The following is a 26,656-nucleotide window of genomic DNA, read 5'->3' as shown; positions in this document are numbered from 1 at the left end:
CTGCCGGACGCACTGCGTTAGGCGGCGGGAAAAACGATGACCACCCGGGCTCCGCCGCTTTCGGCGTTTTCAAGCTGGAAGTCGGCGTTGTGGCTGGCCAGAATGTTGGTCACGATGGCCAGCCCGAGTCCGGTGCCGTTGTGCTTGGTGGTGTAGAAGGGGTCTGTGGCCTTCTCCAGCACTTCTTCCGAGAATCCGGGGCCGTTGTCGGTAATGGCGACGCGTACGCCGCGCTGAATGGGACGCGCCACAACGGAGACCTTGCCGCCGTCGGCCACGGCCTGCAGCGCGTTGCCGATGATGTTGTACACGGCGCGGTAGAGCAGGTCCTTGTCGCCGCGTACGAGAAGCCCCTCGGGCACGTCCTTTACCACGGCAACGCCGCGCTCGCGGCATTCGTGCTCCAAAAAGGCCACGGCCTGCCCAAGCACACTGCCGATATCCACCTTTTCCATGCGCGGATTCTTGGGGCGCGCGTAGTCGAGGAAGTCGTTGACGGTCTGGCCGAGGCGGCGGATTTCGTCGTTCATGACCTCCAGCATGCGCTTGGATGAGGAATTTTGTTCGGTGCCGGCCTTTTTGAGCAAAAATTCCGCGCTGGACTGGATGATGCCGAGGGGGTTGCGGATTTCGTGGGCAATGCCCGCCACAACGCGGCCCATGCTGGCGAGCTTTTCGGCTTGGTGGAGTTCGCGCTCCAGCTTTTCACGCTCGGCCACGCGCTGGGCGTTGAGCTCGTCGGCCTTGTGAATCATCGCCAGCAGCACAAGGAACAGGACAAGGGACGACACAATGGCCGTGAAAATAATCAGCCACTGAAAGCTGATGACGGTCTTGTAATCGTCAGTGATATCCTGTGTGAATTCAAGGATGCCCATGGTCTGCCCCGATGGCCCACCCGGAAAGAGACTGCGCTCGGTCCGCAGGGGATAGACCATGCGCAGCACCACGCTCTTGGGCTGCATGTCAAAGTCGAACATGGCCTGCCACGGAGGCACGCGGCTGATGACCTCAAAGCTGTGCTCCAGCTTGTTGAAGGCCTGACGCACAGCGGCCCCGGCCAAATCCCGCCGCCCCACAACGTCCTTGTTCAGGGAGAAGGAGACGACCTCCTCGTTGTCGTAGATGCGGAACTCAAAAACGTGCTGACCGTGGATGGTCTCCTTGATGACGTTCTCAAGCTGTCGGTATTGCTCGGGATTGGAAAGCTCAATATGCCGAAAACGCAGAAGCGTCGGCACGGTGAACCGCTGAAAAACTTGGTGGTTGATGTTTTCGGCGAGCAGATGGGCAAATTCCTGCTGCTTGGTGAGCAGGGTCTGGCGCGCGTAGTTGGCCATGATGACGGACAAAAAGAGCCCAGACGCAAGAATAAGCGCCAGCGAGCCCCATGACAGGAACTTCGCCAGTTTGAACGGCGCGGCGCCGATATCGGTACGTTGGGCGTTCACTCGTTTTCCTCCGCCGGGGTTGCCCCGAATCGCAGGCCTGAACCGTCAGGCCCATACACATAACATGCGTAAAAGCACGGCCACCTGGCCCCACTTACAAGCGCAGACAGATGCGGCCACCATACGCCGCGGCCATACATCCGCACACGCCCCACTCACTTCTGGCGGCAGGCGCGGCCCTGCCACAGGCACAGGCCGCGCCGCACGCCAAAACATCAACGGTCCCGCCGGGGGCCGAAACCACACGCGCCGCCAAGGGGCGCGCCTGCAATCTATTGTCCCGTCAGCACGCGCCCCACGCGGGTGAGGGCGTCCACGACGGTGTCGTCGTCAAGAGCGTAGGAGAAGCGCACGCAGGCGTCGTCGCCAAAGGCCGCACCGGGCACGGCGGCAACACCAGCCTCTTCCAGAAGCAAGGTGCACAGCTCCGTGGAATTCTTGAACCTGTCGCAGTACAGCGCGCTCACGTCCGGGAAGATGTAGAACGCGCCATCCGGACGCGGGCACACAACGCCGGGCCACGATGCCACAACGTCCATGGCCTTGTCGCGGCGGCGGGCAAAGGCGTCGCACATATCCCCAAGCATTTCGCGCGGTCCGGTGAGCGCCGCAAGGGCCGCATGCTGGGCAATGGAGCACACGTTGGACGTGCTTTGGCTCTGCACCTTGGACATGGCCTTGACGAGGTCAGGATGCGCAAGGGTGAAGCCCACGCGCCAGCCCGTCATGGCAAAGCTCTTGGACAGGCCGTTCACCACGGCCACGGATTCGGGATGCTGCTCCCAGAAGGGGGCAAGGCTCACCGGCTCTGCCGGGGCGTACACGAGGCGGTCGTAGATTTCGTCGGAAATGACGAACACCCCGCGGGACACGGCCCACTGCGCAATGGCGGTGAGCTCGGCCTCGGTGTACGCAACGCCCGTGGGATTGGACGGCGAGTTCAAGATGAGCGCGCGCGTGCGGGGCGTGGCCGCCCGGTCCAAATCCTCGGGCGTCAGCTTAAAGCCCTGCGCGGCCGGAGCGCCCACCACAACGGGCACGCCGTCGGCCAGCTCCACCATAGCGGGATAGCTGACCCAGTACGGCCCGGGGATGAGCACCTCGTCGCCGGGATCAAGCAGGCATTGCAGCAGGTTATAGAGCGCCTGCTTGCCGCCGTTGGTCACGATGGTGCTGTCCGCCCCTGCGGACGTTCCGTAGTACGAATTGAAATACTCTGCGACAGCTTCGCGCAGGGCCGGGATGCCCGGAACCTGCGTATAGCGCGTCATCCCGTCGTCCACGGCCTTCTTGGCGGCGTCGCAAATATGCTGCGGCGTCGCGAAGTCCGGTTCCCCAACGGACAGGCTGACAATCTCGCGCCCCTGAGCGCGCAGTTCCATGGCCTTACTGCTCACGGCCAGCGTCGCGGACGGCTTGACCTGTGCAATTTTCTTCGAAAGTCTCATAACCCACCTGTATCACAACAAAAGAGAATACCAACTCCCCTCAGCCGCTGTTCGTCTCCCCGGTTGTAGTGGAATTTCCCATGAAATGAAAGCCGTCAGCCCGCCCCGGGCGCGCCTTGACCTTTGCCATGGCGCGGAGCACAAGGGCCTGTATGCCAACATCACACCCCCCTCTTCTCCCCTTTCCTAAGGACTGCCTCACCGGCCGGTTCATCCGCCGCGTCAAACGCTTTAGCGTGGAGGCGGACGTGGACGGCGCGTCTGTGTGGGCACACACCAACAATTCCGGCAGCATGCTGGGCCTGCTGCGACAGGGGGCGGAGGTTTTGCTGTCCCCTGCGGCCAACCCGAACCGCAAGCTCAAGTACACGCTGGAGACCATGGACTTTCACGGCACACGTGTGGGCGTGAACACCCTGACGCCAAACCGCCTGCTCAAGGCGGCATTCCATGCGGGCGTTTTGCCGGAAACGGCGGGATATACCGAGTTCCGCGCGGAATCGACCATTGGGGACTCGCGCCTTGATGCGCGCCTTGATGGGCCGCAGGGCGCGCTGTACGTGGAGGCCAAAAACGTCACCCTCGTGGAGGACGACGTGGCGGTGTTCCCGGATGCCGTGACCACTCGCGGGCAAAAGCACCTGCGCGAGCTGATGTCCCTTGCCGGGCAAGGCATCCGTGTGGCGTGCTTTTATCTCATCCAGCGCGATGACGCCTCGTGCTTTGGCCCGGCGGACTTCATTGACCCGGAATTTGCGCGGCTGCTGCATATGGCGGCGGAGCGCGGCGTGGAAATTTGGCCCTATGTGGCAACGGTCACCCCGCGCGGGATTGGCCTTGGGCGCCGCCTGCCCTATGTGGGGGACGCCTAACCCTCCGGCATTACAGCTTGGCTTTATAGGCCTCGTACTGCGTACACAGGCCAAGCTCGCACGCGCGGCGCAGGTCCGCCATGCCCTTATCCCGCGCGCCGCCGCCAATGCGCAGCACCCCGCGGTTCACATAGGCTTCGCCCAGCTCCGGCATGCGGGCCACGGCGCGGGTGTAGTCGTTTTCCGCTCCCGCCATGTCGCCTGCCGCTTCGCGGATTCGGGCGCGGTTGTAGTAGTACCGCGCCACGCCCGGCTCAAGGATGATGGCGCGCGTCAGCGCGGCGTCGGCCTGCGCCACACGGCCACAACGCAAGAGTGCCACCCCAAGGTTATTCCACGTCCCGCTCTGGTCCGGCGCGCGGTCCGTTGCGGCGCGCAGGTCGCGGCAGGCGTCGGTATTGAGGGCAAGGGCAAGGTTGGCCCGGCCACGGCTGGCGTACCCCGCCGCTGCATCCGGCGCATGGGTAATGGCGGCGCTGAAATCCTCGGCCGCAAGGCCTGCTTCACCAGCCGCCAGCCACGCCCGGCCTCGGATAAGCAGCGCGGAGGCGCTGTGCGGATTCTGCGTAAGGGCGGCGTCGCACGCATCGCGGCACTCGTCAAAGCGGCGGAGGCCAAACAGGGCAAGAGCGCGGTTGATGTGGTAGCCCGCGACGTTCGGCTGCGCGCGGCACGCGGCGGCGGCGTCATGCAGGGCGGCTTTGGCGCGGCCAAGGCGCAGCAGCAGCGCCGCGCGGGTATTCATATCCCGCGCAGTGGCGTGACCGCTCGCCACAAGGGCGTCAGCGCGCCGCAGGGCCTGCTCAACGTCCCCAAGCATAACGGCGTCCAGCAGGGCCACCCGCTGGGCCATGGGCGCTGACGACTCCTCCCCCACGTGGGACCGCGACGCACACGAACACACCACACAAGCGCACAACACCACGGCGCAACACCGGAACACTCTGCCCATATCATCCCCCATCTGCTCTCGTATCAATTCATTCCACGGGCGTGCGGCTCACCGTCACACGCTGGCTGAGGGCCTTTACCCGCGCCCAAACGCGCGCCTGGCCATCCCCAACGCACAGGACCACAGGCTCCACCAGCCCAGAGGGCTGCGCCACAAGCACCACCCGTCCGGCATCCTGCCGCCCCAAAGTATCTCCCCCGGAAACCGCTGTGCGCGCCCAGAGAATGCGGCGCGGTTCCCGCACGGTTACACGCCCAGCGCGGCGCTGCGGGCTCTCCGGCGCGCCGAGAGGACGGGCCGACACCGTTTGGGCGTCCAAATCCACAACCACCTGCCATGGCTGGCCCGTCAGCATGGCCTGCGTGCGGGCGCGTTGCACCACGGCGGCGCACCGGCGGGCCGTCGCATGCAGCGCCTCCGCGCTACCGCCCCCGCGCCACGGCGCAAAGGCCAGCCCAGCGGCGCAGGACGCGATGACCAGCACCACCAGCACCTCAAGAAGCGTAAAGGCGCTATTCGATGGTCCAGCTGCCGATGTCCGCATCATCGTCCACGCCGCCCCGCTGACCGTCCGCGCCATAAGAAAGCACATCAAAGGGCCCATGCTCGCCCGGGCTGAGGTACACATAGCGCGTACCCCATGGGTCGCGCGGCACCTTGGCGATATAGCCGTCCTTTGGATACTCCCGCGGGACGCGGCCTGTACGCGGCTTGGTCACAAGGGCGTCCAGCCCCTGCTCCGTTGTGGGATAGGCCCCGCTGTCGAGGGCGTACTTGTGCAAGGCGGTGGCGAGGCTTTCCATCTGGAGCTTGGCCTTCACCACGCGCGCCTTGTGCGGCTCGCCCATAAGACGCGGCGTCACCAGCCCGGCCAGCACGCCAAGAATCACTATGACCACCATGAGTTCCAACAGCGTAAAGCCGCCGCGCCCTCTCCGGCGCGGCGGTGTGGTGCGCGATTTCACTGCGCGTCCTCCCTGTGCATGGTTGCGCCGCCCGGTGCGGCGCGGGATAGGGTCGCCGTTACGTAAGCGGCGCGCCCCGACGTGTCTATTTCCAGCGCGGTGAGCGCCCCGCCACTCGCCTGCTCCGCCCGCCACAAACAGCCGAGCACTGCCCCAAGGGGGGCGCCCGCCTCCTGCCCCTTGGGGGCAAAATGCACGGTCATGGCCTGCTGCGCGCCAGCATCAAGCCGCATACCGCTGACGACGCCGGATGCCTTGGCCGCCCACAGCAGGATGTCTCGCAGGCTCTCCTGCGGCCCCGGAACGGCGGCGGAATCCTGCGCCGGCGCCAATGCGCTTTGGGCGGGCCTTGCGGCAATTTCGGCGCGGTACTGCGCGGCCTCGCGCCGCACATGCTGCGTGGTGGCGACGGTGGCGGCGTAGTGAGCGCGCGCCTGCTCCCGCTGCTGGGCCAGCAGGGCCACCCCGGCGCCCGCCGCCAGCAGGGCCGCAGCAATGGCCCACCGGCGCAGCGGCCAGTCCTGCACCGCACGCAGTCCAGCACGCACGCTCATGGCGCGCCCCGCAACTGCGCGGTCAGGCGGTAGCCAGCGCCGCGTCCGTCAGGCGCGGCCTCGCAGCGCACGACGGCAAAATCTGGCGACGCCTCAAGAGCGCGGGCGACATCCTTCGCGCTGGCCGCGCCTTCCACCCGCACCGTGCACCGCACCGCTTCGCCATCACAGAAAAACTGCTCCAGACGCACCTGCGCGCCCGGGACGGCGCACCGCGACAGCGCCACCAGCGCGCCAAGAACGCGCCCCTGCTCCGTCGCCCCTCCCGCGCGCAGGCCCGCACGGCGGGCGCGAAGGATAGCCGCATATTCCTGCGCGCTGCGTCTGCCGGAAAGGCGGGGCAGCGCCTCATGAACGGCGGCGTGCATGGCCTCCACCTGCGCCGCCGCCCCCCGGTGGTGAACGGCAATATCCGCCCCCAGCATTCCGGCAAGGCTGACGCAGGCAAACCCCGCACACGCGGCCACCAAAGTGGGCGACCAGCCGCGCCGCGCCCCGCCGCGGAGCGACGCAAAGCACAATCCCGGTCCACGCTGCCGCGCCACGGCGGCAAGGCCCACCGCCGCGCAAAACATTGACGCATCCGCGCCGTCCCCCTGTTCCGGCACCTTGGGGGGCGGTGCGGGCGAGACTTCAAGCCCGCACAGACGCGCCGCGTCCTCGGCAATGGCCCTCGCGCGGCCTTTATCGCGCCCCGCCCACACAATCCGCGTGGGCGCGCAGATGCCGCGCTCCCGGCACCACACAGCCCACATGGCAATGCGGCGCGGCGCTTCTTGCGGCGGCGCGTCATCACCCACACATTCCGACCGGACAAACACGCCTTCCCCGCCCGCCACGGCCACAAGGTCCACCACCGCGCCCCGCAGGTCCATGACCAGCGCGTCTGCGCCGCCCAGCGCGGCCATCGGCGCAAGGCCAAGCTGCGCCGGCCATATAGAGCATGGCGCAAGCCCCACGCGGCAAAATGCGTCCGCTGTCGCGCGCACGCGCTCCCGGTCCACCGCAGCGGCCAGCACCTTGTGCTGCGCGCCAATGCGCCACGTGCGCCGCCACGCGGTGGCAAGGCCATCAAGAGACGTAGGGAGTTCCTGCTCCAGCGCCAGTTCCACCGCCTGCGCAAGCCGCCCCCCGGCGCGGCGGGGGAAGGAGAGGGGGCGCCACAACATTCCCTCCGCGCCAAGGCCCACGGCGCAGGTGCTCCACGTCATGCCGCGCTCGCGCGCCACGTCCGCAATGCGGGCCGCCACAGCGTCCAGAGGACCGCTGGGGGCCTCCACAAGCGCGGCGGCGCGAACGCGCCCACGCGCGCCGACACAAACCACCGGCACAGGACGCCGGGAAAGGTCCACACACAGTCTGCCGCCCATCATGCCGCGTTTGTTCCTTGCTGTTGCACCGTCCAAACCTGCGACCACACGGCCTGCGAAGGGCCGCCGCCAACGCGCCGCACCGCCATGCGCATGCGCCGCGTCACCCGCCCACAACGGGCCTCGGCGTCCACCACCGCCACCCGCGCCCGTACATCCACGCACCGAACCACCACCGCCGCGAAGGATGCGCCGCCCGGCCCGCCGGGATGCAAGTACCACCCCGGCGTCACGCTACGCCGCGCATTGCGCCGCCCGGCCTCCACGGCCTGCCAAAAGGCTTCACCCCGCTCCGGCGCCGTCACCAGCGCCATGACCACCTCGCGCGGGGCGGTGTTCATATTGATGCGCCCGCCCGTGTCCTCCACCGTCAACAGCCTGCGCGCCTTCTCCGGCGGGAGGACGTCGCCCACCGTCATCCCCGGTCCCACAGGCATCATAAGGGCTTCGGCGAGGGTCTTGAGTGGGCGGTTTGGCGCGCCGGACCCGCCCGGCGCAGTCTCAAACCCTTCACTTTGCCCGGTCCCCCCTCCAGCCATGCACGCGGCGTCGTCCGCGTCTATCCAGTCCCGCATGCGGCCAAGAACCCGCCGCGCCTGCGTTGGAGACAGCGGACGGCCTGCCTCTTGCGCGGCCAACCGCACCAGCCGCGCGAACACCCCGGCAAGGCCGCTTGCCTCCCGCACCTCCTGCGCGCGCAGCCGCGCCAGTGCGTTGAGGGGAAATTTGCCCGTCTCGTCTTGGATGCTCACGCGCAGCGCGCCCGTTGTGTAGCCCGGCACTGCCGCGCCCCCTGCCGCCCCCTGCGCCGCAAAGGGCGACAGATGCAGGCGCTCCGGCGCCGCGCGCTCAAAGGCCGCGCGCCCGGTGGCGATGCCCGCCTCAGCCAGCGCCGTTGCCCCGGCCCTGTCCCGCAGCCACGCGGAACCCGCCTGCTCCACCCGCACGCTGTGGGCGAGTTCCAGCGCCCACCACGAGCCAAGCGCCAGCACCACCAGCACAATGAGCACCACGCCCCCGCGCTGTTCCTGCCCGCGCGCCGTCATGGCCGCCCCCCGCCTGCGGGACGAAGGGCCGCTTCGCGCACCGGCGCGGCAATGGTAAACACCCGCCCATGTCCTTGCCCCGTGGCAAGGCCAAGGCGCACCCGCACGACGCGCAGCCCACGCGCCGCGCCGCCGTCCTCCACGGCAATGTCCATGCTGGTCACCGCGTCAAAGACTTCCGCACGCGCCCATGGGGCGCCAGCACCCCGCCCGCCCGCAGCGCACTCCTGACGGAGAAGTGTGGCGCGGCCGTCCCGGCCCTCACCCGGATGCAGAATGTACCGGACACGCTGCACCGCATCCGGCTCCAGCGCCCTCCCCTCAAGGGGCAGCGCCCGGGTTGTCAGGTCCAGAACGGTCCGCGCCGTCCGGGCGGGCAGCTGCACCTGCCGACCCGCTGCCCGCGGCTCCTCAATCCCGCGGAGCAGGGTCCGCACACCTTCGGCGGACCGTAAATCATCCTCCACAAGCGCAAGGCCCACCCGCGCCGCATGGCGCGCCGCCTGCGCATCACGCGCGTTCTGCGTTCCGCGCATCAGTCCGCGAAGCGCGCCCAGCACGCCAACACTCAGCGCCGCCGCCACAGCCAGCGCCACCAGCATCTCCACCAGCGTAAAACCACGGCCCGCGCGCGCCGAAGCACAAGACGTCATGTCCGGCGCTCCATGGTGCCGTCCTCCGCCCCCCGCAGCACTTTGGCGGTTTCAATGGTGTAGCTGTGCTCGCCACCCTGCCCCCACCGGGCGGTAAGGCGCAGGGCCAACACTCCCGGCGCCTGCCGCCACGTGGTTGTGGTCCACGTTACGCCCGGCGTCGCTGTCTGCGTCTGGTCATCAGCGCCGGGGGCAAAACGGCGACCGGGGGGCAAGGCGCGCCATCGCGCCAGCTGGGCCGCGGCCTCACGCACCACGGCGTCACGCCGGGACAGGGCGGCAACCTCGGCCTGACTGCGCTGCACGCCATGCAGCACGGCCACAAGACCAAGCCCCGCCAGCGCCAACGCCACAAGCGACTCCACCAAGGTAATGCCCCGCTGCGCCGCGCGCCGTGTGCCTTTCACGTTCCCCTCCACGCCTAGGCCGTCCGCGTCACGCGCAGCACTTCGGCAACGCTGGTCTTTCCGGCCACCACATCCCGGCAGGCGGAGCGCGCCAAGGGGCGCATGCCCCCTGCCACAGCGTGGCGGCGCAGGGCGTCGGCGTCGGGCGTCTGCGCCACAAGCCGCCGGAAGGATTCATCCACGCACAGCACCTCCATCACGGCCTTGCGGCCCCGGTAGCCTGTGCCCCGGCATGCCTCGCACCCGCCAGCGCGGTACAGCCCCGCCCCGCCAAAGGGGTGGGACAACCCAAGGTCCCGCAATTCCTCCGCCTGCGGCTCATATGCCTGCGCGCAGGACGGACACAGCCGCCGCACCAGCCGCTGCGCCACAATCCCGCCCAGTACGGACGACAGCAAAAACGGCTCAATGCCCATATCCACAAGGCGCGTCACCGCACTGGCCGCGTCGTTGGTATGCAGCGTGGCAAACACAAGGTGCCCTGTCAGCGCGGCCTGCACCGCAATCTCCGCCGTTTCCCGGTCGCGGATTTCGCCAATAAGGATAACGTCCGGGTCCTGCCGCACAATGGACCGCAGCCCAGCCGCAAAGGTGAGGCCGATGTTCTCCTGCACCTGCATCTGGCCGATGCCGTCCAGTTGATACTCCACCGGGTCTTCAATGGTCAGGATATTTCGCGCTGGCGTATTGATGTGCCGCAGCAGGGCGTAGAGCGTGGTGGTCTTGCCGCTGCCCGTCGGCCCGGTAATAAGCACCACCCCGTGGGACAGCGCCGCCAACCCCGTGATGCGCCGGATGTCCTCCGGCGGGGCGCCCAATTCATCAAGGCAGAGCACCCGCGCGCTCTTCTCCAGCACGCGCAGGACCACGCGTTCGCCATAGCCCGTTGGCAGGGTTGCCACGCGCAGGTCCACCTTGCGCCCCCCAAGGGCGAGGGAGATGCGCCCGTCCTGCGGCAAACGGCGCTGGGCAATGTCCAGCTTGGCTAAAATCTTCATGCGCGAAACCATGGCCGCATGCAGCCCCGCAGCAAGGTGGCACCTGTCATACAGCACGCCATCAAGGCGAAAGCGCACCCGCAGGGACTCCGGAAAAGGCTCAATGTGCACATCGCTCGCCCCCTCGCGGATGGCGCGGGCGATGATGGCGTTCACCAGCCGGATAAACGGCGCGTCGCTGGTTTCATCCAGCAAATCCCTCGCCGACGCCTCAATGTCCGCCTCCGCGTCCAGCCCCGCACCGGCCTCGCCAGCGCCCGGCATGGCAATGCCGCCAATGTCATCGCCGCCCGCCTCGCCGTACGCCGCGCCAAGCAGCGCCACAATGCGCGAGCGCGGCGCCACCGCCACCCGCACATCCGCGCCAAACACCGCCGCCGCGTCCGCGGCCACCAGCAGCCCTTCCGACCCGGCCACAGCCAGCACACGCCCGCCGCCATCGCGGCACAGCGCCGCGCCGTGGTCCTTCATGTACAAATAAGGCACAGCCCCAAGGGCGTCCGTATCCGCCGTAGCATCGGCAAGGTCCGTCACCGGCAGGCCATAGTGCCCGGCAAGAATCTGCGCGGCGTCCATCTCCGCCATATGCCCCCCGCGCACAAGGCCGCGCAGCAGCGCCTCGCCCGCCGCGCCCCCCTCGCGCCGCAGGGCCTGCGCCGCCTGTTGCGGCACCAAGGGATGCGTTTGCAGCATGTCATCAAGAGACTGGTCCAGCATGGAGGGCGGCGCGTTGACCTCGGCCCTTCCCTGCGCTTGGGGCGATGCCTGCGGCGGGGAGCCTTGCCCGGCTTGCCCCTGCGTCTTGTGGGGGTGAAGGGCGCTCATGGTTCCAGCACCGGTTGCGGCAAGGGCGGCGGCGCAATCCATGCCTCGCCAAGGCCGTCATCATCCACACCCACGCGCTCCAGTTCGCGCCGCTTTTCGCGCGCAATGCGCGCGGCGTGCTCCGGGCTGTCGATGATGCGCGGCGTTAAAAAGAGCAAAAGATTCGTGTCGCTCTGCCGGGTGCTTTTGGATTTAAACAGCCACCCAAGCCCCGGCACGTCCCCAAGGCCCGGCACCTGATTACGGTCGCGCGATTCGTCGCGGCTCAGCAGGCCCGCTATGACAATAGTTTGCCCGTCGCGCACCTGCACCGTGGTTTCCACCTCGCGCTTTTTTGTGGTGGGGGCGAGGAGCAATGGCTCGCTTTCGCCAACGGATACCGTCTTGTTCACCACGCGGCTGACCTCCTGATGCAGGCGCAGGCGCAGCATGTCGTGCGTTCCAATCTGCGGGGTGACCGTCAGCTTCACGCCCACGTCCTTGTAGGTAATGCTCTGGGTGGACTCGGTATCCTTGCTCTCCGTGGTCACGCGCTCCACAAAGGGGATGGTATCCACCACATCCACCCGCGCTTCCTCATTATCCAAGGTCAGGAGCTGGGGCGTTGCCAGCACCTTGAAGCCCGTATCCACCTTAGACGCAGAAATGAGCGACTCCACGGAGTTGAAGCGCTGGTCGCCAATGGTGAAGGGAAACAGCACCAGTCCCGCCGAAAATCCGGACGGCATGGAAAACGTCTCGCGCGCGCCATCCACCACGCCGGGCGCGCCCCCGGGGTTGGAGCCGCCAAAGACCAGCGCGTCCGTGCCGTCGATGCGCGTTGTGCCGCCAGCGGACCAATTCACCCCAAAGCTCAGCCCCTTATCCGCGGAGACCTCCATAATCAGCGCCTCCACGTACACCTGCCGCCGCGCCACATCGAGACGGCGGATCATCTGCGACAGCACCGCGAACTCCTCCTGCGGCGCGGCAATGGCAAGGGCGTTGGTCGCCGTATCCGCCACCACACTGATATGCCGCCGCGTGGCGTCTGCGGACGCCTCGCCCGCGCGCTCCTCCATCAGCTTGCGCAGCACCTCCGCCGCGCTCGCCGCGTCCGCATTCTCCAAATACACAAGGTGCACCGTGCCCGTATGCTCCGGCGTTGGCACGTCCATGGCGCGTACCAGCCGCCGCACAAGCTCCACGTCCTCCTGCACGCCCACCACGATGACCGTATTCGTCCGCGCCAGCCCCGCCACCGTGTGCGACACGCTCTCGCCCCGCCTCAGGCGCGCCTCGCGCCGCTCCGCCAGCAGGCGGGTCACCACCTCCGCCGTGGCCGGGGCGCTCCCGTGGCGCATGGCAAACACGCCCACATGCCCATCGCGCGCCGCCGTGTCCGCGCGCCGGACAATGCCCGCAATGCGGTCCACATTGGAGCGGTAATCCGTCACAATCAGCATGTTTCCTGCCGGATAGTCCGTCATCAGCCCAGCCGCAGACACAAGGCCAGAGAGGGCCTTGCGCAAATCCAAACTGCTGGCGTGCGTGAGGGGCAGCACCTGCGTCATCACCGCTTCGCCGCCGTCCGAGGGCCGTAACCCCGCACGGGTCGGTACGCTCATGCTCTGCGCCTCGGCAGAGGGAACAATCTTCGTCACCGCGCCCTGCTCCACCGTGGTAAAGCCGTGCACCTCCAGCACCGACGCAAACACCCCATACGCCTCATCCGCCGTAATCGCGCGCGGAGACAGCACCGTCACCCGCCCCTTCACCCGGCGGTCCACAATAAAATTCCGGCCCGTGACATCACTGATGTACTTAATGAGCGAGCGGATATCCGCGTCCTCAAAATCCATACGCACACCATCAGCCCCAGCGTCCTCGCCGCCGTCCGCCGCCGCAACGCCGCCAACCAGCAGACACACCAGCGCCGCAAGCACCATGGCCCCAACACATGCCCTGCGCGCCCACATCATCGGATGTCCACCACCAAAGCGCGGCGCGCTCCGTTCCGCAACAGCTCCACCTCGAAATGCTCCCGCCCCAGCTCATCCATCAGGCCCAGCGCCTCAGGGAGGCCCGTCACCTGCCGTCCATTCACCGCCGTAATAAAATCACCCTGCCGCAAGCCAAGACGGGCAAAGAAGCCCCCGTCCTGCACCCACTGCACACGAAAGCCCCCGCGGCCCTTCTCGCGCCCCGGGGTCATCGCCGCCTGCCGCAACACCGCAGACGGACTGCACACAATCTTCTGAAATTCTTCCCGCTCCAGCGTGTATGACATAACGTCATACGCAGATTGTTGCCGGTGCGCCGCCGGTTTTCCGGAGCGCTCCGCGCCATCAAACAGTAGCGCCACACGCCGCCCGGCACGCTCCAGCACCGCCCCGCGACGGTACACGGACACAAGCCGCGCCCCGCCAACAGCGCCGCCCACACGCACCGCTGCCTCCTCGCCGCCACACGCAATCACCGCCCGGCACAGCCGCGCATCATGCGACACAATGGTGCCCCGAAGCGACACCCCCGGCCCCGCAAGCGGCAAGGCATCAAGCACACTGTCATCAGGCCGCGCCGCCTGTCCCCGCGAAGGCGCAAGGACGTCACTCCCCGCCGCAACCTCACAGTCCCGCAGGCTTGGCGCCCGCCAGCCCTGGTGCGCGCCCAAGGGCGCACGCACCGGCGCCGCCTCCAGCACAGGAGAGCGCCACATCTGCACAGCTTCGACAAGCCAATACAGACCGGCGCACACAAGCACAAACGCGACAAACCACGACACACAGCGCATCATCATCCTCTCAGCATCGCGAGAGCGCCGCACAACTGGCCAAGACAGCGCAGCAAATACGGACCATCTGTAACGATGTCCCTATTGCCACTACTTGACACCCATTTTTCAGTCAACGCCAAAGGAGACATGGCACAGGGGGCTGCATCAGGGGAGGCGCTTTATGCTGGGAGTGGGTGGGGGCGACACGCGTTGTGTGCTCCGCAGGCTCAAGGGCGTAGCCCTTGAGAATCCCAAATGCGCACAGGCCGGGTGCGTGTGGATAGGACGGTCGTCACCCCTGACATGCTCTCGGCCGTGTGGAGACAAATAAAAACGCCCCCGTCATCTCTGACGGAGGCGTTCTCAGATCGTTTTTTATCGAGTTACAAAGCCGTCTTCTCGCTCACCGGCCTTTGTTTACTTCCCATGATGCGCGTTGTGCCAGCGACAGGCGGTGCCGACGATGTCATCGAGGTTGGTATAGCGCGGGGTCCAGCTGAGTTCGGTTTTGGCGCGGGTGGCGTCCGCCACGAGCATGGGCGGGTCTCCGGCGCGGCGGGGGGCGTTTTCGGCTGGGACGGGGGAGCCGAGGGAGCGTCCCACGGCGTCGACGACTTCACGAACGCTGGCGCCGTGCCCGGTACCGAGGTTGATCATACGGCTTTCGCCACCGTCCAGCAGCACCCCAAGGCCGAGCACGTGGGCGTCGGCAAGGTCGGTGACGTGAATGTAGTCGCGGATGGCCGTGCCGTCGGGGGTGGGGTAGTCCTGCCCAAAAATCTTGATGGGACCACGACGGCCAAGACCGGCCAGCACGGTGAGGGGGATGAGATGGGTTTCGGGATCGTGGTCCTCGCCAATCTCGCCGTCGGGGTCGGCGCCTGCGGCGTTAAAGTAGCGCAGGGCCATGTGCTTTATGCCGTGGGCGTGTTCAAAGTCGCGCAGGACCTGTTCAATCATGAGCTTGGTCCAGCCGTAGGGATTGATGGGGCGCTGGGGGAGCTGCTCGGTCATGGGCATGGTCTCGGGCACGCCGTAGGTCGCGCAGGTACTGGAAAAAATAATGTTGCCGCAATTGTGGTCGCGCATGGCTTCAAGCAGGTTCACGGTACCGTACACGTTGTTGCGGTAGTACTTGCCCGGATCCTCCACGGATTCGCCCACATAGGTGTAGGCGGCGAAATGGATCACCGCGGCGGGGGCGTACTTTGCGAAGGCGGCGTCCAGCGCGGCGCGGTCCTGAATATCACCTATGACGAGGGGGCCCCATTTCACGGCCCATTCGTGCCCATAGACCATATTATCAAACGTGACGGGCGTGTAGCCTGCGGCCTTGAGTTGCTTGCAGGTGTGACTGCCAATGTATCCGGCGCCGCCGGTAACGAGAATATTCGTGCTCATCGCGTGCTCTCTTGCGTGCGTTGAAGGTCCGCGAAAAAAGCCCCGGGCGGGGCGTACTGGTCTAAGGGTACGGTTTCCCGTGGATTTTGTCACCACCGGGAACACGGATGGGCGTCAGCCGGTCAGAAGGCTGCCCATCTCGAAAAGCGGAAGCATGATGGCCAAAACGATGCTGCCAACGATGGAGCCGAGTACGAGAATAAGGACCGGCTCCAACAGCGCCATCCCGCGCGAGAGGGCGCCCTGCACGTCCGCTTCGCAGGCGCGGGCCACGGTGCGGAACATGGCGGCAAGGGCGCCGGACTCCTCCCCAGCGGCAATCATCTGCATGTCGCCAGCGTCGAAAAGCTTTTGGCGGCGTAGCGCTGCGGCCAGCGTTCCCCCGGCGATGACATCTGGACGAACGCTGAGGCTCTTGCGGTGGAGGGCGGCGTTACTCAGGACGCCCTGCGTGATGGTTAAGGCCTGGTGCAGGGGCACCCCATGTTTCAGGAGCAAATAAAGCGTCCGCGCGTAGCGTCCCGCGTCGAAACGCCGCCAGAGCGTGCCGAAGAACGGCGTGCGCAGCACCGCGGAATGAAGGGCGCGGCGGCCAGCCTCGGTGCGCAGCCATAGCCGGAGAGCAAGGGCGACGGCGAGGACGATCCCCAGAAGCCATGGCCACCACGCGCTCAAGGCGTGGCTGAGTGTGACCAGCACCTGCGTCGGTACGGGCAGCGCATGACCAAAGTCCGCAAATATCGCCGTGAGGCGGGGGACAACAAAGGCGAGAAGAAAGACGACCACCCCAGTACCAACGCAGCACAGAAAGGCGGGATAGGTCAGCGCGCTTCGGATGCGGCGGCGCAGGGCGTCGTAGCGGGTGGTTGCCGCCCCGATTTCCCCAAGCACGGTGCCAAGCATTCCGGAGGCCTCTCCGGCGCGGACCATGGCGAGGACCATGGGGGAAAACTGCGGCGGCGTGCGCTGCATGGCCTCGGCAAGTGAGGCCCCGGCCCGAACCTGCTCGCGAATGCTGGCGAGGATGCGCTCCGGGCGCGCGCCAACGCCGTGCTGCAGCATGCTGGTGAGCGCGGCGTCGAGGGGAAGCCCTGCATCCAGCAGCGTGGCAAGGCGAGTGGTCATGGACGCAAAGTCGCGCGGGGCAAGAGGAGAGCGCATCCGGGCGGCAAGGGCCCTGCGCAGTGGAGAGGGCGTGCTCGGTGCGCCACGGCCAACGTCCTCCAGCCACAGGGGAACAAGGTGGCGCTCGCGCAGGATGCGCCCGGCCTCAAAGCGGCTGGCGGCATCCACGGTGTCCTTCAGCACCTTGCCCTCTGGTGTGGCGGCTTCAAATCGAAAGACTGGCATGTGCCTCAAGTTCCTCACTTGCCTGAAGGTCTTCGCGCATCCGGTACAGAAGGTTCTGTATCTCGGCTTGGCAAGAAAGGAAAGGGCCGACGCTACGTTGCGGGGACGGGTGGCCGGGTTTCGGCCTGCCGCTGGGCGCGGGCCTTGGCCTGCTCCATAAAGGCCTCAACGTGCAGACGGTTTGCCGGGGACTCGGTGCCGTCAAAGGCAAGAGTGATGCAGGGAACACCATAATGATGGCTAACGGTGCGCAAAAGCGCTGTGACCACCGTCCCGGGCATGCAGCCAAAGGGCATGACGTTGATGATGCCGTGACACCCGGCATGAATCATATTCACAGCCGCGCCAACGCTGAGCACGGCCTCACCGCGTAGGCTGTCGCTGATGTAGGGCGCGGCGGCACGCAGGGTGGCGGCGGTGTTTGGTTCGTGAATGGTGCGCAGGTGTCCGTCAAAGACGTGCTCAAGGCGGCGCTGAATGCCCCCCTGCACCCGCCGGGTCATCCCGAGGGTGAGCAGGGCCCGCAAGTCGCGTTGGCGGCAGGCGTCCTGCACGGACATGGCGTTGACGTAGGCAATCCATTCGCCGATGGGGGCGAGCCATGGTTCCCCGCCAAGGTCCATAACCTTGCGGCAAATATCCTCGTTGCAAAAGGCGTTGGAGCGGACGTAAATCTCCCCGACGATGCCGATGCGGGGCACCTGCGGGCTATGGCCGCAGTGCAAGGCGGTGAAATCGTCACGCGCGGCGGCAAGGGCGCGCGGCGCGGCATCAAGCGGCCCGCGTAGCGCCTGCCGCAGGCGGCGACAGTGCTCGCGGTGGCAGGCGTCCACCTGTTCGGGCTCTGCCGCGTTAGGGCGCGTCTCGTGCAGGCATTTGGTTAAGAGGTCGTAGGCGACGATGCCGTACCAACAGCGGCGGGCGAGGTCGCGCCCGGCAATGCCCATATCATCATACAGGCGGGCGGATTGCTCCGGGGCGTACAGGGGAACATCCGCGTAGCCGAGGGAATCCAGCACCATGCTTTGGGCGTGGTTGTATTGCCCAAAGCGGCACGGGCCGGTGCCCCCGGGCATGAAAAAGGCCGAGCGCTGGGGCTGAAAGCCCGGCTCGGCGCATTTTGCCAGTACATCACCAAGGGTGGTGGCGTAGGGGTAGCACTCCTTGCCGGAGCACTCCCGCTGCGCGAGGGACACGGCGTCTGGCGTGGTGCGCGGGAGCACTTCGGCCTCGACTCCGCAGGCCCGAAACGCGGATTCCAGTCCGTACGCGCCGTCGGACATCCGCGGCAGGTACACGGTGCGCCCACGTCCTGTATACGCGGCTGGGCGCGGCAGTCGGGGGCGCGTGGCGCGCTGCTCGCGCCCGGCCTTGCGCCGCGCGCCGATGCTGTCCCAAAAGGCCTCCACCCGGGTGATGATGCCTGCGTCCGCGCTGTGCTCGTCAATTTCCAGAAAGAGGGCGGGCGTTCCCGCCAACTCACGTTCGGCCAGTGTGTTGATGAACGCGTCCGGCCCGCAGGAAAAACTGCCAATGCAGATGGGATACAGCCGCGCATCGCCGCGCACGGCGCGAAGCGCGCGCAAAATGCGCTGCCCGGAGCGCCAGTACATGGTGCCCCACGTGTCGCTGACGTCCTCTGCCGGTAAAAAGTCCATGGGGATGGCCGGGATGCCAAGGCCCGCCAGCTTCCGCGGCAGGTCGAGGTTCATGCCGGAATCAAAGGCGTTGTAGGGGCGCCCCACCACCACGGCGGCCTCGGTGTCGAGGTGCTCCAGCACTTCGCGGCCCTTGGCGCGCAGGCGGTCTTCAAACTTACGCTGCGCTGTCCACGCGCGGGAGAGCGCCGTACGGACTTCGCGGCGCGTGACGCGCCATGGCCGGAGCGCGGCGTGCAGTTCACGTTCCACGGCCCGGTCACCGCGCCGCAGGTTAAGGGCAGGGGCCACCACTGCCGCGCGCGGGGCAAGCTGGCGGACCTGAAAGGGATAGCTCTGCGTCAGCGGGCACGAGAGGCCGTCACCGTGCGGGTCGTCCGGTGTGTTCATATTGATGAAGGACGGGACAAACAGCGCCTCGCACCCCTCCCCGGCATCGAACTGCGAGTGCAGCAGATGCAGGGCGTGCCCGAGGGCGGCCTTGACCGGGAAACAGGTGTCAGCAAGGACGGCCTCGGACCCGAGGCGCGTTACTGCCGCGCGTGTTGCAGGAGAGAGGACGGGTTCAAACCCACACTCCCAGAGCAAGGTCGTCACAAAGGGCAGCATGTCGTGCAGGAAGAACGCCTGCGGCACCCCCATGCGCCCGCGCCGCGCCCGTTCGCCTGCTTCACGGAAGAGCCCCTTGCGCCGTGCATGCTCGGCCATGAGGGCGCTGTGGCGGAAGGCAAACAGGTCCTCTCCGGGCGGCTCACTGCTCCGGCGGATGTCGTACTTTTCGCACCGCCCTCCGTAATACAAACTGTCCGCCTCGCCCTCGATGCGCACGGCGCGGATTTCGCAGTGGTTCTCGCATCCCTTGCAGGTAAAGGATTTTTGCTCGTAGCGGCGTTTGCCAAGGTGGAAGCCGCGAAAGGCCGAGGGGCACTCACCTTCGGCGATGGCGTCGCGCGCGGACAGGGCCATGCCGATGGCCCCGGTGACGTCGTGGTGCTGGGGGATAACGATGGGCGTTTCAAGGATGCGCTCAAAGGCGGCGATGACAGCGCGGTTAAAGGCCGTGCCGCCCTGAAAGAAAATCCGCGAGCCAATGCGGCCCTTGCCCACAACGCGGCCCAGATAATTTTCAACGATGGAATAGGCCAGCCCGGCCAGCAGGTCGTCCATGTCCGCGCCCTGCGCAAGGGCGGAGAGCAGGCTATTTTCCATAAACACCGTGCAGCGCTCGCCAAGGCGGCAGGGGGCTTCGGCGCCAAGGGCGCGCTGGGCGAATTCGCCCGTGATATCAATGCCGAGCTTCTCGGCCTGTTCTTCAAGGAAGGAGCCTGTGCCAGCGGCGCAGGCTTTGTTCATGGCAAAGTCGGCAATGACGCCGTCGTCAATGCTGATAAATTTGGAGTCCTGCCCGCCTATTTCGAAGATGGTGTCCACGGCGGGATCAAGAAAAACTGCCGCCCGCGCCTGCGCTGTGATTTCATTGAGCACAACGTCCGCGCCGATAAAGTCCGCAATCATATAGCGCCCGGACCCTGTGGTGCCAACACCGCAGATGCGCACGCGCCCGCCAAGCTCATGCCCAATTTCGCGCAGGCCGCGCCGGACGGCCTCGATGGGGCGGCTGGCCGTACGCAAATAGCGCCGCGCAAGCACGCGTCCTGCCGCGTCCACAACGGCAAGGTTGGTGCTGATGGACCCCACGTCCACACCAAGGTAGCCGTCGCACCCTTCCGGCGGGAGGGGGGCGACATCACAGGTCATGCATTCTGGATGGCGCGCGGCAAATGCGGCGGCATCATCCACAAGTGGAGCGCGTTTGTCGCGTCCGGTGCGGCGGGCTTCGCACCGCTGGCGCAGGGCTGCAAGGACGGCCGTATCCAGCCTTGCCCCGCGCCCTTCGCGCTGACCGATAAGGGCCGCGCCATGCGCGCCCGTGGTGGTGGGCTGCGGCGGCACATGCAGGGCGTCCAGCCCCAAAACTTCCCGCAATGCCCGGCGCATTCCGGCGCTGAGCGCGACGCCGCCCACAAAGGCCACGGGCTGGCGCACCGCCCGGCCACGGACAATGGCGCCCTTGAAGTTGCGTGCTACGGCAAAGCACAGTCCCGCGACAATATCCGGCACGGACGCGCCAACCTGCTGCAGGTGAATCATGTCCGATTTGGCAAAGACGCTACACCGCCCCGCCACACGTGGCGGCTCCGGGCATTCGAGGGCCACGGCGCTAAAATCCTGAATGCTGAGGCCCATACGTTCGGCCTGCTGGTCCAAAAAGGCCCCGGTCCCGGCCGCGCACACGGAGTTGAGGGAAAAGTCGTCCAACACGCCGTCAGCAAGGGTAATAAGTTTGGAATCCTCACCGCCTATTTCAATAATGGTGGCGGTATCCGGCACGGCGGCCAAAACACCTGCCGCATGGGCCGCCAGCTCCGAAATATGTTCGGCTTTCGCCTCGTCGGCCAGCCGCCGGGCGCCGGAGCCCGTCATGGTCAGGGCAAAGCCGCCGTGGGCGTCCAAGGCATCAGCCAAGAGGCGCAGGGCGACTGCTTCCGGCTCTCCCTTATGCCGCTCATAACGCTGGACAAGGGGAGCGCCATCCGCATCAAGGACCACCAGCTTAACACTGACCGACCCGACATCCAGCCCGCCCCAACGCTCCGCCCTCAGTGCCGCTTCGTCATTTTCCGCGCGTTGTGACCGCATGGCTTACTCCGCCGCCGTGGTTGATGGTTCCGCCGCATCCCGCAGACGCCGTAAAAATTCGCGCAGGAATGCCGCATCCATATCGCGGCCTCCAAGGCGGAGCCGCTCCACATGCGCCACACGGTTGCCCCGGGGCGTTGTCACCAGCGTCATGCGGACTTCGTGAGTTTGCGCGCCGGAGCCGAGGGTGCCCTCCCACGTCCCCTCTTCCGTCTGCCGCCACGCGCGTGTGGGCCCCTGTTTGGCGGTGACAGCCTGTTCCAACACCGCGGGGGTCACTGCCGCGCCAGAACCAAGGGACATGCCGAGGAAATCCCCCGTCGCGGAACGCACCACCAGTGGCAACGCGGCGACATCCGCGGGAAGTTCCGCGGCACGTTCTGCAGAGGCTGATGCGCCGGGCGGGGCGGATGTCTCCTGCTCCTCCGGCGCGTGCGGGGCCCCGCGCGGTTGTTCGCGCGTTTGTTCGGGCGGTGGTCCGGACGGTTCGCTTTGCGGGGCGGTTTCGTGGGCGGGGGTGGCCTTCGCATCCACGCGCCCCACGCTCCAGCGCTCAGCCCGGCCGTCCTTGCCGCGAATCGTCACCACGCGCGCCTTTGGCGCCTCGCCAGCGTCGCAGCCGCGGCGCAGGGCCGAGACGTCCTCCCGCAGGCGCGCAAGTTCTTCCAACATTTCCGGGCTGTCAGCGCCGCCTGCGCCCACACCGCCCGAAGCCTGTGCGCGGCCGAGGATGGCGTCTATACGCTGCTCCAGCGAGGCGACACGCTCCATAACGGCGGACTGGGCGGACTCCAATTGCGTCAGGCTGCGTTCAATGCCGCCCAGCACGTCCGCGCCCGTTCCCCGAACCCGCCGGATACCCGGAGCGCGCCCCTTTTCGCGGCATGATGGGAACTGCTCGTACAGGCGCTGGCGGATATGTTCCACAGAAAGGCCCTCGCCAAAGCCCTTGCGGATGGCGCGGCACACGGCAAGGCATTCCGGCGCCAACCCAAGGGGTTTGCCCGCCCGCGCTATGGGCAGACACTCCGGAAACTTGGAGCGGTAGTTCTTTACTGTGGAGACGGAAACGCCTAGAGACTCCGCAATATCGGCATGCGTCAGTACGTCGTCAGGCATCGACACTCCCGGGCTCTTAGGATTACAGGGTTTCCCGATGACGATACGACGTTTTGAGCCCTTGAGCAAGGCGCTATGGAAATCACTTTGCGTCCTTTTCAAATGCCGCTAGCATACACCGCAAAGCACTCACCCAAGACCAACAGGACAGCCGCCGTGACGACACAGGCCAGCCAGTACACCTACGCCGAACGCATCCACAAGGCGCTCCTTTACATTGAACAGCACCTTGCCGAAGACCTCTCCCTGGACGCCATAGCCGAACAGGCCTGCCTGTCGCCGTTCCATTTTCATCGGCTGTTTACAGGCATGGTGGGACAAAGCGTGAAGGCCTATCAGCGCCGCCTGCGCCTTGACCGCGCGGCGTCGTGGCTTCTGTATTCCTCCCGCAGTATTGCGGACATTGCCCTTGAGGCTGGGTACGAATCGCAAGAAGCCTTCACCCGCGCCTTCAAGACGCATTTCGGTACGCCGCCCAAGCGTTTTCGTCTTCATGGTTCCCCTGAACTGCTTGGCCGCGGCGGAAGCCCGCGCGAAACGTTGTGCGCGCATCCAGACTATGCTTTGGACCGCTTTGGCCTCAGCATCACCATCAGGACCATCCCCGACGCCGCTGTGCTTTCGGTCCGGCATGTTGGCTCCTATTACGACTGCGGCTGGGCGTGGGAGACCCTGTGCGGCTGGGCCGGAGCGCAAGGGCTTCTTACTCCGCAAACACGCTTTTTCGGCGTCAGCCACGATGATCCCGCCATCACGCAGGATAATTTTATCCGCTATGACGCCTGCTTGAGCGTCAACGGCGAGGTGCCCCCACCGCCGGCTCCCATCACGCCCATCACCATTCAGGGCGGCGATTACGCCTGCTGCACCTACACCGGGCCATACGACAACCTCCAAGCCGTGTACGCCGCCATCTGCGGGCAGGGCATTCCGCCCCTTGGCCGTGAATTCCGCAACGCCCCCAGTGTGGAGTGCTATCTCAACACCCCGGAGCAGACCGCCCCGGAGGACCTCCGGACCGAGGTTCGCATCCCCCTTGTTGCCCGCTAGGCAAAACAGCAAAAACGGTCAGGATTCCCTCCCCCCGCACGCGCTATAAGGGCAGGACAGCAACACCTACACACCAAGGAGGTTCTCCATGCCTGAAAAAACGTTTTCCCTCGAAGCCTTTGGCGCGACCGCAGAGGTCAAGACCCTTGCCCCCATGCATGTTGCCAAGGTGCGCCACGTTGGCCCGTATGAGGAGTGCGAGCAGGTTTGGACCACGCTTATGGAATGGGCCATCCCTGCCGGTGCCGCGACCGAGGACGCCCTCTACCTTGGCGTCGGGCACGACGACCCCGCCGTCACCCCGCCGAACCAGATTCGTTACGACGCGTGCGTCACCGTGGCCGACTCCATCGCCCCGGCGCCCCCCGTGGAACTGATGGACATCGACGGCGGCGACTATGTGTGCGCCGTGGTTAAAGGCCCGTACTCCGAGCTGAAGCACGTTTACATCGCTCTCATGGATGAAGCGCTGCCCGCCCTTGGCCGGGAGTTCGATCCCAAGCCCTGCGTGGAAATATACCTGAATGACCCCCGTCACGTGCCGCCGCAGGAGCTATTGACGGAGGTTCGCCTTGCCGTGAAGTAACGGCACCACACCCATGAGAAGGGATGATAAAGCCCGCCGCGTGTTGGTCCACGGGGCGGGCTTTTGTGTTGGTGGAGGGGGGAAGTGGGGTGACGAAGGAACGCGCTTCCATGACCGCGAAGGCCGGGGCGTGGCGGACGCGAGGGGTTATTCGCTCCAGTACTCCAGCTTGTCGAGCTCATTCGCGCATGTGATGGTGCCCTGCACTGTGCCTAGCTCTATGCCCAGCGATTGGACCATCCACCCGTCCTGCATCTCTTTCGGGATTGGATACGGCGGGTACAGGCCAAAGGGGTGGGCAGGAACAAAGCCGTGCTTGGGATAGTATTCAATGTGACCGAGCACGAAGACGAAACCGAAGTTCATGTCCTTCAAGTGGTGCAGCCCGGTCTGGATCAACTGGCCGCCTATTCCCTGTCGCTGGGCCTGTGGCAGAACCGCTAGCGGAGCGAGAATCGCCGCGCGGGCGTCATCACTGCCAGAGATCGTAACCTTCGTAAACAGAATGTGCCCCACAGCCCTGTCACCATCGAAGGCCAGCAGCGAACACCGCGGCGCCGCACTGGGATCACGTAAGAGGTTCAGCGTCAGCCGCGCTTCGTCCTCTTGCCCAAACGCCGCCGAATGGATGGCAAAAATAGTTTTGAAATCAGCGTCAGTTGTCGGGCGTATGGTGATGTGTTGCGCGTGCACCTTTTTCTCCGGTGTTGTTTTGTCAGTGAGGGATTTGTTGCCTGTAAGGACGTTAACGCAGGGAGATGGTTGGAAGTCAATATTTGAATTGAGGGTGGAGGAATGGTGAGGCGCCGCGTTGTGGGGCCGAGGAGAAAGCGGCTTTGGTGGTGGGCGGATGGTAGCGGCAAGTGAATGGCGGAGCACGGCACGGTCGAGGCCGCTCTGAACGCTTAGAAGCGTTCGACTGCTTTGGTGTTTCTTTGCTACGCGCGGGGGTGTGGTGGTTGGGGAGGTTTGGGCTGAGGTGGTGAGGTGTGGGGGAAAAAATGAAGAAGGAGGCGGAAAGAGGGGACGGGCGAATGGTTGGGTATTGTGTTGGCGGGGCCGAGAGGTGCTTTCGATGGGATTTCTGTATGTTGTCGCCGTGTCTCCGACGGCCAAAGGGTGTTGGGGGAACCTTGCAGGATTCCCCCCGCACCCTCTGGACACCCGTCCCCCTCCGGCCGGAGCCGGATGGGAGGAGGTGGTGGGTGCGGAGCAGTCTCGGGCATGGTTTCTAGGCTGTGGCTGGGCGGGCTGGCCGGGTGCTTTGCGCGGATGTTCGTGGTGGGCAGATGGTGGAACGCGGCACGGTCTAGGCCGCTCTGGACGCTTGGAAGCGTCCGAAGGCTCTGGGATTCGGTGCTTCGCGCGTGCGGCTGGTGGTTGGGGAGGTTTGGGCTCGGGTGGTTGGGTTTTATTGATCGTGGCAGGCTGACCGGGTGCTGTGCGCAGGTGTTGGCGGTAAGTGAATGGCGGAGCACGGTACGGACTTGGCCGCTCTGGACGCTTAGAAGCGTCCGAATGCTTTGGTATTTCTGTGCTTCGCGCGAGGGTGTGGTGGTTGGGAGTTCTTGGGTTGGGTGGTGAGGTTTTATTGATCGCGGCGGGCTGCTCAACTCGAAATAATGTTGTGGTGCAGATCAAGGATTCTCACCGCTCTTCCAACGCGCCACGGCCCCCAAAAATACTTTTCCCTTCGTACCTGTCTACTCGGGCGAGAGCTTCACAGGGGTGACGGCTGTTATCTCCACTCGCACCCGGCATGTGCGCACTCGGGATTCTCAAGGGCGGAGTCCTTGAGCCGCCGGAGGCAGGAGTGTGTGGCATAGGCAGACAGTGGAGCGCAGGAGATACGTGAGGCGTATGGGTTGCGATGGTGTTGTGTGGGCAGCGCTTGGGGGTTGGGGCTGGGGGGGAGGTTTGGAGTTGGTGAGGGTGGTGGATTTTTGGCGCAAAAAAAGCGCCGACGGCGTGGTGTGCTGTTGGCGCTTTTTGGGCAAAAAAAAGTCCTGGCGACGGGCTACTTTCCCACAGACTCCTCTGCAGTATCATCGCCGATGAGGTGCTTAACTTCCGTGTTCGGAATGGGAACGGGTGTAGCCACCTCTCTCTGGTCGCCAGGACAAATATGTAAATATATGAGTAAAATAGGGAGAGATTTGTGATCAGTTAAGACGCACGACCGATTAGTACTGGTTAGCTCAACACATTGCTGTGCGTACACACCCAGCCTATCAACCTCGTAGTCTTCGAGGGGTCTTTAGGGACAAAAAGTCCAGGGAGACCTAATCTTGAAGCAGGCTTCCCGCTTAGATGCCTTCAGCGGTTATCCTTTCCGAACATAGCTACTCAGCAGTGCCACTGGCGTGACAACTGAAACACCAGAGGTTCGTTCACCCCGGTCCTCTCGTACTAGGGGCAACCCTCCTCAAGTCTCCTACGCCCACAGCAGATAGGGACCAAACTGTCTCACGACGTTTTAAACCCAGCTCGCGTACC

At 65.7% G+C, this 26,656-nt stretch carries 21 protein-coding genes and 2 rRNA genes (1 of these 23 running past the window's edge); 3 read left to right on the top strand and 20 right to left on the bottom strand.

The features are described 5' to 3' along the window. Window positions 1–17: 17 nt before the first annotated feature. Window positions 18–1,451: an ATP-binding protein gene (locus ACYQ2T_RS00130; RefSeq protein WP_459897493.1), complete on the bottom strand. Its 1,434-nt coding sequence runs from the start codon at window positions 1,449–1,451 to the stop codon at window positions 18–20. A 272-nt stretch (window positions 1,452–1,723) separates the two neighbouring features. Beyond that, window positions 1,724–2,899 (bottom strand): pyridoxal phosphate-dependent aminotransferase, encoded by a 1,176-nt coding sequence (locus tag ACYQ2T_RS00125; RefSeq protein WP_459897492.1) that lies wholly within the window; start codon window positions 2,897–2,899, stop codon window positions 1,724–1,726. Between the two features lie 152 nt (window positions 2,900–3,051). Here ACYQ2T_RS00125 and sfsA point away from each other — a divergent pair, with 152 nt between their 5' ends. Next, window positions 3,052–3,771 carry a DNA/RNA nuclease SfsA gene (gene sfsA / locus ACYQ2T_RS00120; protein WP_459897491.1) on the top strand — a complete coding sequence of 240 codons (720 nt, stop codon included), beginning with the start codon at window positions 3,052–3,054 and terminating at the stop codon, window positions 3,769–3,771. Between the two features lie 10 nt (window positions 3,772–3,781). Here the strand turns inward: sfsA and ACYQ2T_RS00115 are convergent, their stop codons facing one another. The 15 genes from ACYQ2T_RS00115 to ACYQ2T_RS00045 all read right to left on the bottom strand — a co-directional run bounded on the left by ACYQ2T_RS00115 (window position 3,782) and on the right by ACYQ2T_RS00045 (window position 22,524). Further along, window positions 3,782–4,624, bottom strand: a complete 843-nt coding sequence (locus ACYQ2T_RS00115) for a tetratricopeptide repeat protein (protein WP_459897490.1) — start codon at window positions 4,622–4,624, stop codon at window positions 3,782–3,784. A gap of 127 nt (window positions 4,625–4,751) precedes the next feature. After that, window positions 4,752–5,270, bottom strand: coding sequence for a prepilin-type N-terminal cleavage/methylation domain-containing protein (locus ACYQ2T_RS00110; RefSeq protein WP_459897489.1), 519 nt, complete (start codon window positions 5,268–5,270; stop codon window positions 4,752–4,754). Next, window positions 5,236–5,688, bottom strand: a complete 453-nt coding sequence (gspG, locus tag ACYQ2T_RS00105; protein WP_459897488.1) for a type II secretion system major pseudopilin GspG — start codon at window positions 5,686–5,688, stop codon at window positions 5,236–5,238. The genes ACYQ2T_RS00110 and gspG overlap by 35 nt, the downstream gene beginning before the upstream one ends. Continuing rightward, complete coding sequence (locus ACYQ2T_RS00100; protein WP_459897487.1) at window positions 5,685–6,242, bottom strand: hypothetical protein; 558 nt, start codon at window positions 6,240–6,242, stop codon at window positions 5,685–5,687. Before ACYQ2T_RS00100 ends, gspG begins: the two co-directional genes overlap by 4 nt. Continuing rightward, complete coding sequence (locus ACYQ2T_RS00095) at window positions 6,239–7,615, bottom strand: hypothetical protein (RefSeq protein WP_459897486.1); 1,377 nt, start codon at window positions 7,613–7,615, stop codon at window positions 6,239–6,241. Before ACYQ2T_RS00095 ends, ACYQ2T_RS00100 begins: the two co-directional genes overlap by 4 nt. Further along, the gene (locus ACYQ2T_RS00090) at window positions 7,612–8,658 is read right to left on the bottom strand and encodes a hypothetical protein (RefSeq protein ID WP_459897485.1); all 1,047 of its coding nucleotides are present in this window, start codon (window positions 8,656–8,658) and stop codon (window positions 7,612–7,614) included. Before ACYQ2T_RS00090 ends, ACYQ2T_RS00095 begins: the two co-directional genes overlap by 4 nt. Then, window positions 8,655–9,311, bottom strand: coding sequence for a prepilin-type N-terminal cleavage/methylation domain-containing protein (locus tag ACYQ2T_RS00085; protein ID WP_459897484.1), 657 nt, complete (start codon window positions 9,309–9,311; stop codon window positions 8,655–8,657). The genes ACYQ2T_RS00090 and ACYQ2T_RS00085 overlap by 4 nt, the downstream gene beginning before the upstream one ends. Next, window positions 9,308–9,718, bottom strand: a complete 411-nt coding sequence (locus tag ACYQ2T_RS00080) for a type IV pilus modification PilV family protein (RefSeq protein ID WP_459897483.1) — start codon at window positions 9,716–9,718, stop codon at window positions 9,308–9,310. The genes ACYQ2T_RS00085 and ACYQ2T_RS00080 overlap by 4 nt, the downstream gene beginning before the upstream one ends. Window positions 9,719–9,732: 14 nt before the next feature. Next, window positions 9,733–11,541: a GspE/PulE family protein gene (locus ACYQ2T_RS00075; protein ID WP_459897482.1), complete on the bottom strand. Its 1,809-nt coding sequence runs from the start codon at window positions 11,539–11,541 to the stop codon at window positions 9,733–9,735. Continuing rightward, window positions 11,538–13,502, bottom strand: a complete 1,965-nt coding sequence (gene gspD / locus ACYQ2T_RS00070; RefSeq protein ID WP_459897481.1) for a type II secretion system secretin GspD — start codon at window positions 13,500–13,502, stop codon at window positions 11,538–11,540. Before gspD ends, ACYQ2T_RS00075 begins: the two co-directional genes overlap by 4 nt. Beyond that, on the bottom strand, window positions 13,499–14,320 hold the full coding sequence (locus ACYQ2T_RS00065) for a PDZ domain-containing protein (RefSeq protein WP_459897480.1): 822 nt from the start codon (window positions 14,318–14,320) through the stop codon (window positions 13,499–13,501). The genes gspD and ACYQ2T_RS00065 overlap by 4 nt, the downstream gene beginning before the upstream one ends. A gap of 393 nt (window positions 14,321–14,713) precedes the next feature. Further along, window positions 14,714–15,697 carry a UDP-glucose 4-epimerase GalE gene (gene galE, locus ACYQ2T_RS00060; protein ID WP_459897479.1) on the bottom strand — a complete coding sequence of 328 codons (984 nt, stop codon included), beginning with the start codon at window positions 15,695–15,697 and terminating at the stop codon, window positions 14,714–14,716. Window positions 15,698–15,811: 114 nt separating this feature from the next. Further along, window positions 15,812–17,047: a type II secretion system F family protein gene (locus tag ACYQ2T_RS00055; protein WP_459897478.1), complete on the bottom strand. Its 1,236-nt coding sequence runs from the start codon at window positions 17,045–17,047 to the stop codon at window positions 15,812–15,814. A gap of 92 nt (window positions 17,048–17,139) precedes the next feature. Then, window positions 17,140–21,405, bottom strand: a complete 4,266-nt coding sequence (locus ACYQ2T_RS00050; RefSeq protein WP_459897477.1) for an acyl-CoA dehydratase activase — start codon at window positions 21,403–21,405, stop codon at window positions 17,140–17,142. A gap of 3 nt (window positions 21,406–21,408) precedes the next feature. Continuing rightward, window positions 21,409–22,524, bottom strand: coding sequence for a hypothetical protein (locus ACYQ2T_RS00045; RefSeq protein WP_459897476.1), 1,116 nt, complete (start codon window positions 22,522–22,524; stop codon window positions 21,409–21,411). Window positions 22,525–22,680: 156 nt separating this feature from the next. Here ACYQ2T_RS00045 and ACYQ2T_RS00040 point away from each other — a divergent pair, with 156 nt between their 5' ends. Beyond that, window positions 22,681–23,574, top strand: coding sequence for an AraC family transcriptional regulator (locus ACYQ2T_RS00040; protein ID WP_459897475.1), 894 nt, complete (start codon window positions 22,681–22,683; stop codon window positions 23,572–23,574). An 88-nt stretch (window positions 23,575–23,662) separates the two neighbouring features. Further along, a complete protein-coding gene (locus ACYQ2T_RS00035) occupies window positions 23,663–24,160 on the top strand; it encodes an AraC family transcriptional regulator (RefSeq protein WP_459897474.1) in 498 nt (165 codons plus the stop codon). 147 nt (window positions 24,161–24,307) lie between these two features. Here ACYQ2T_RS00035 and ACYQ2T_RS00030 read toward each other — a convergent pair whose 3' ends face one another. From ACYQ2T_RS00030 to ACYQ2T_RS00020, 3 genes are all read right to left on the bottom strand, one after another. Next, window positions 24,308–24,853 carry a GNAT family N-acetyltransferase gene (locus ACYQ2T_RS00030; RefSeq protein ID WP_459897473.1) on the bottom strand — a complete coding sequence of 182 codons (546 nt, stop codon included), beginning with the start codon at window positions 24,851–24,853 and terminating at the stop codon, window positions 24,308–24,310. Between the two features lie 1,311 nt (window positions 24,854–26,164). Beyond that, a 5S ribosomal RNA gene (gene rrf / locus ACYQ2T_RS00025) occupies window positions 26,165–26,279 on the bottom strand. Between the two features lie 43 nt (window positions 26,280–26,322). After that, a 23S ribosomal RNA gene (locus ACYQ2T_RS00020) occupies window positions 26,323–26,656 on the bottom strand; it runs 2,607 nt beyond the window's last position.

It is taken from the genome of Desulfobaculum senezii (assembly GCF_054657395.1).
The sequence above is the reverse complement of the archived record's forward strand: the minus strand, read 5'-3'. Positions and strand labels throughout refer to the sequence as shown.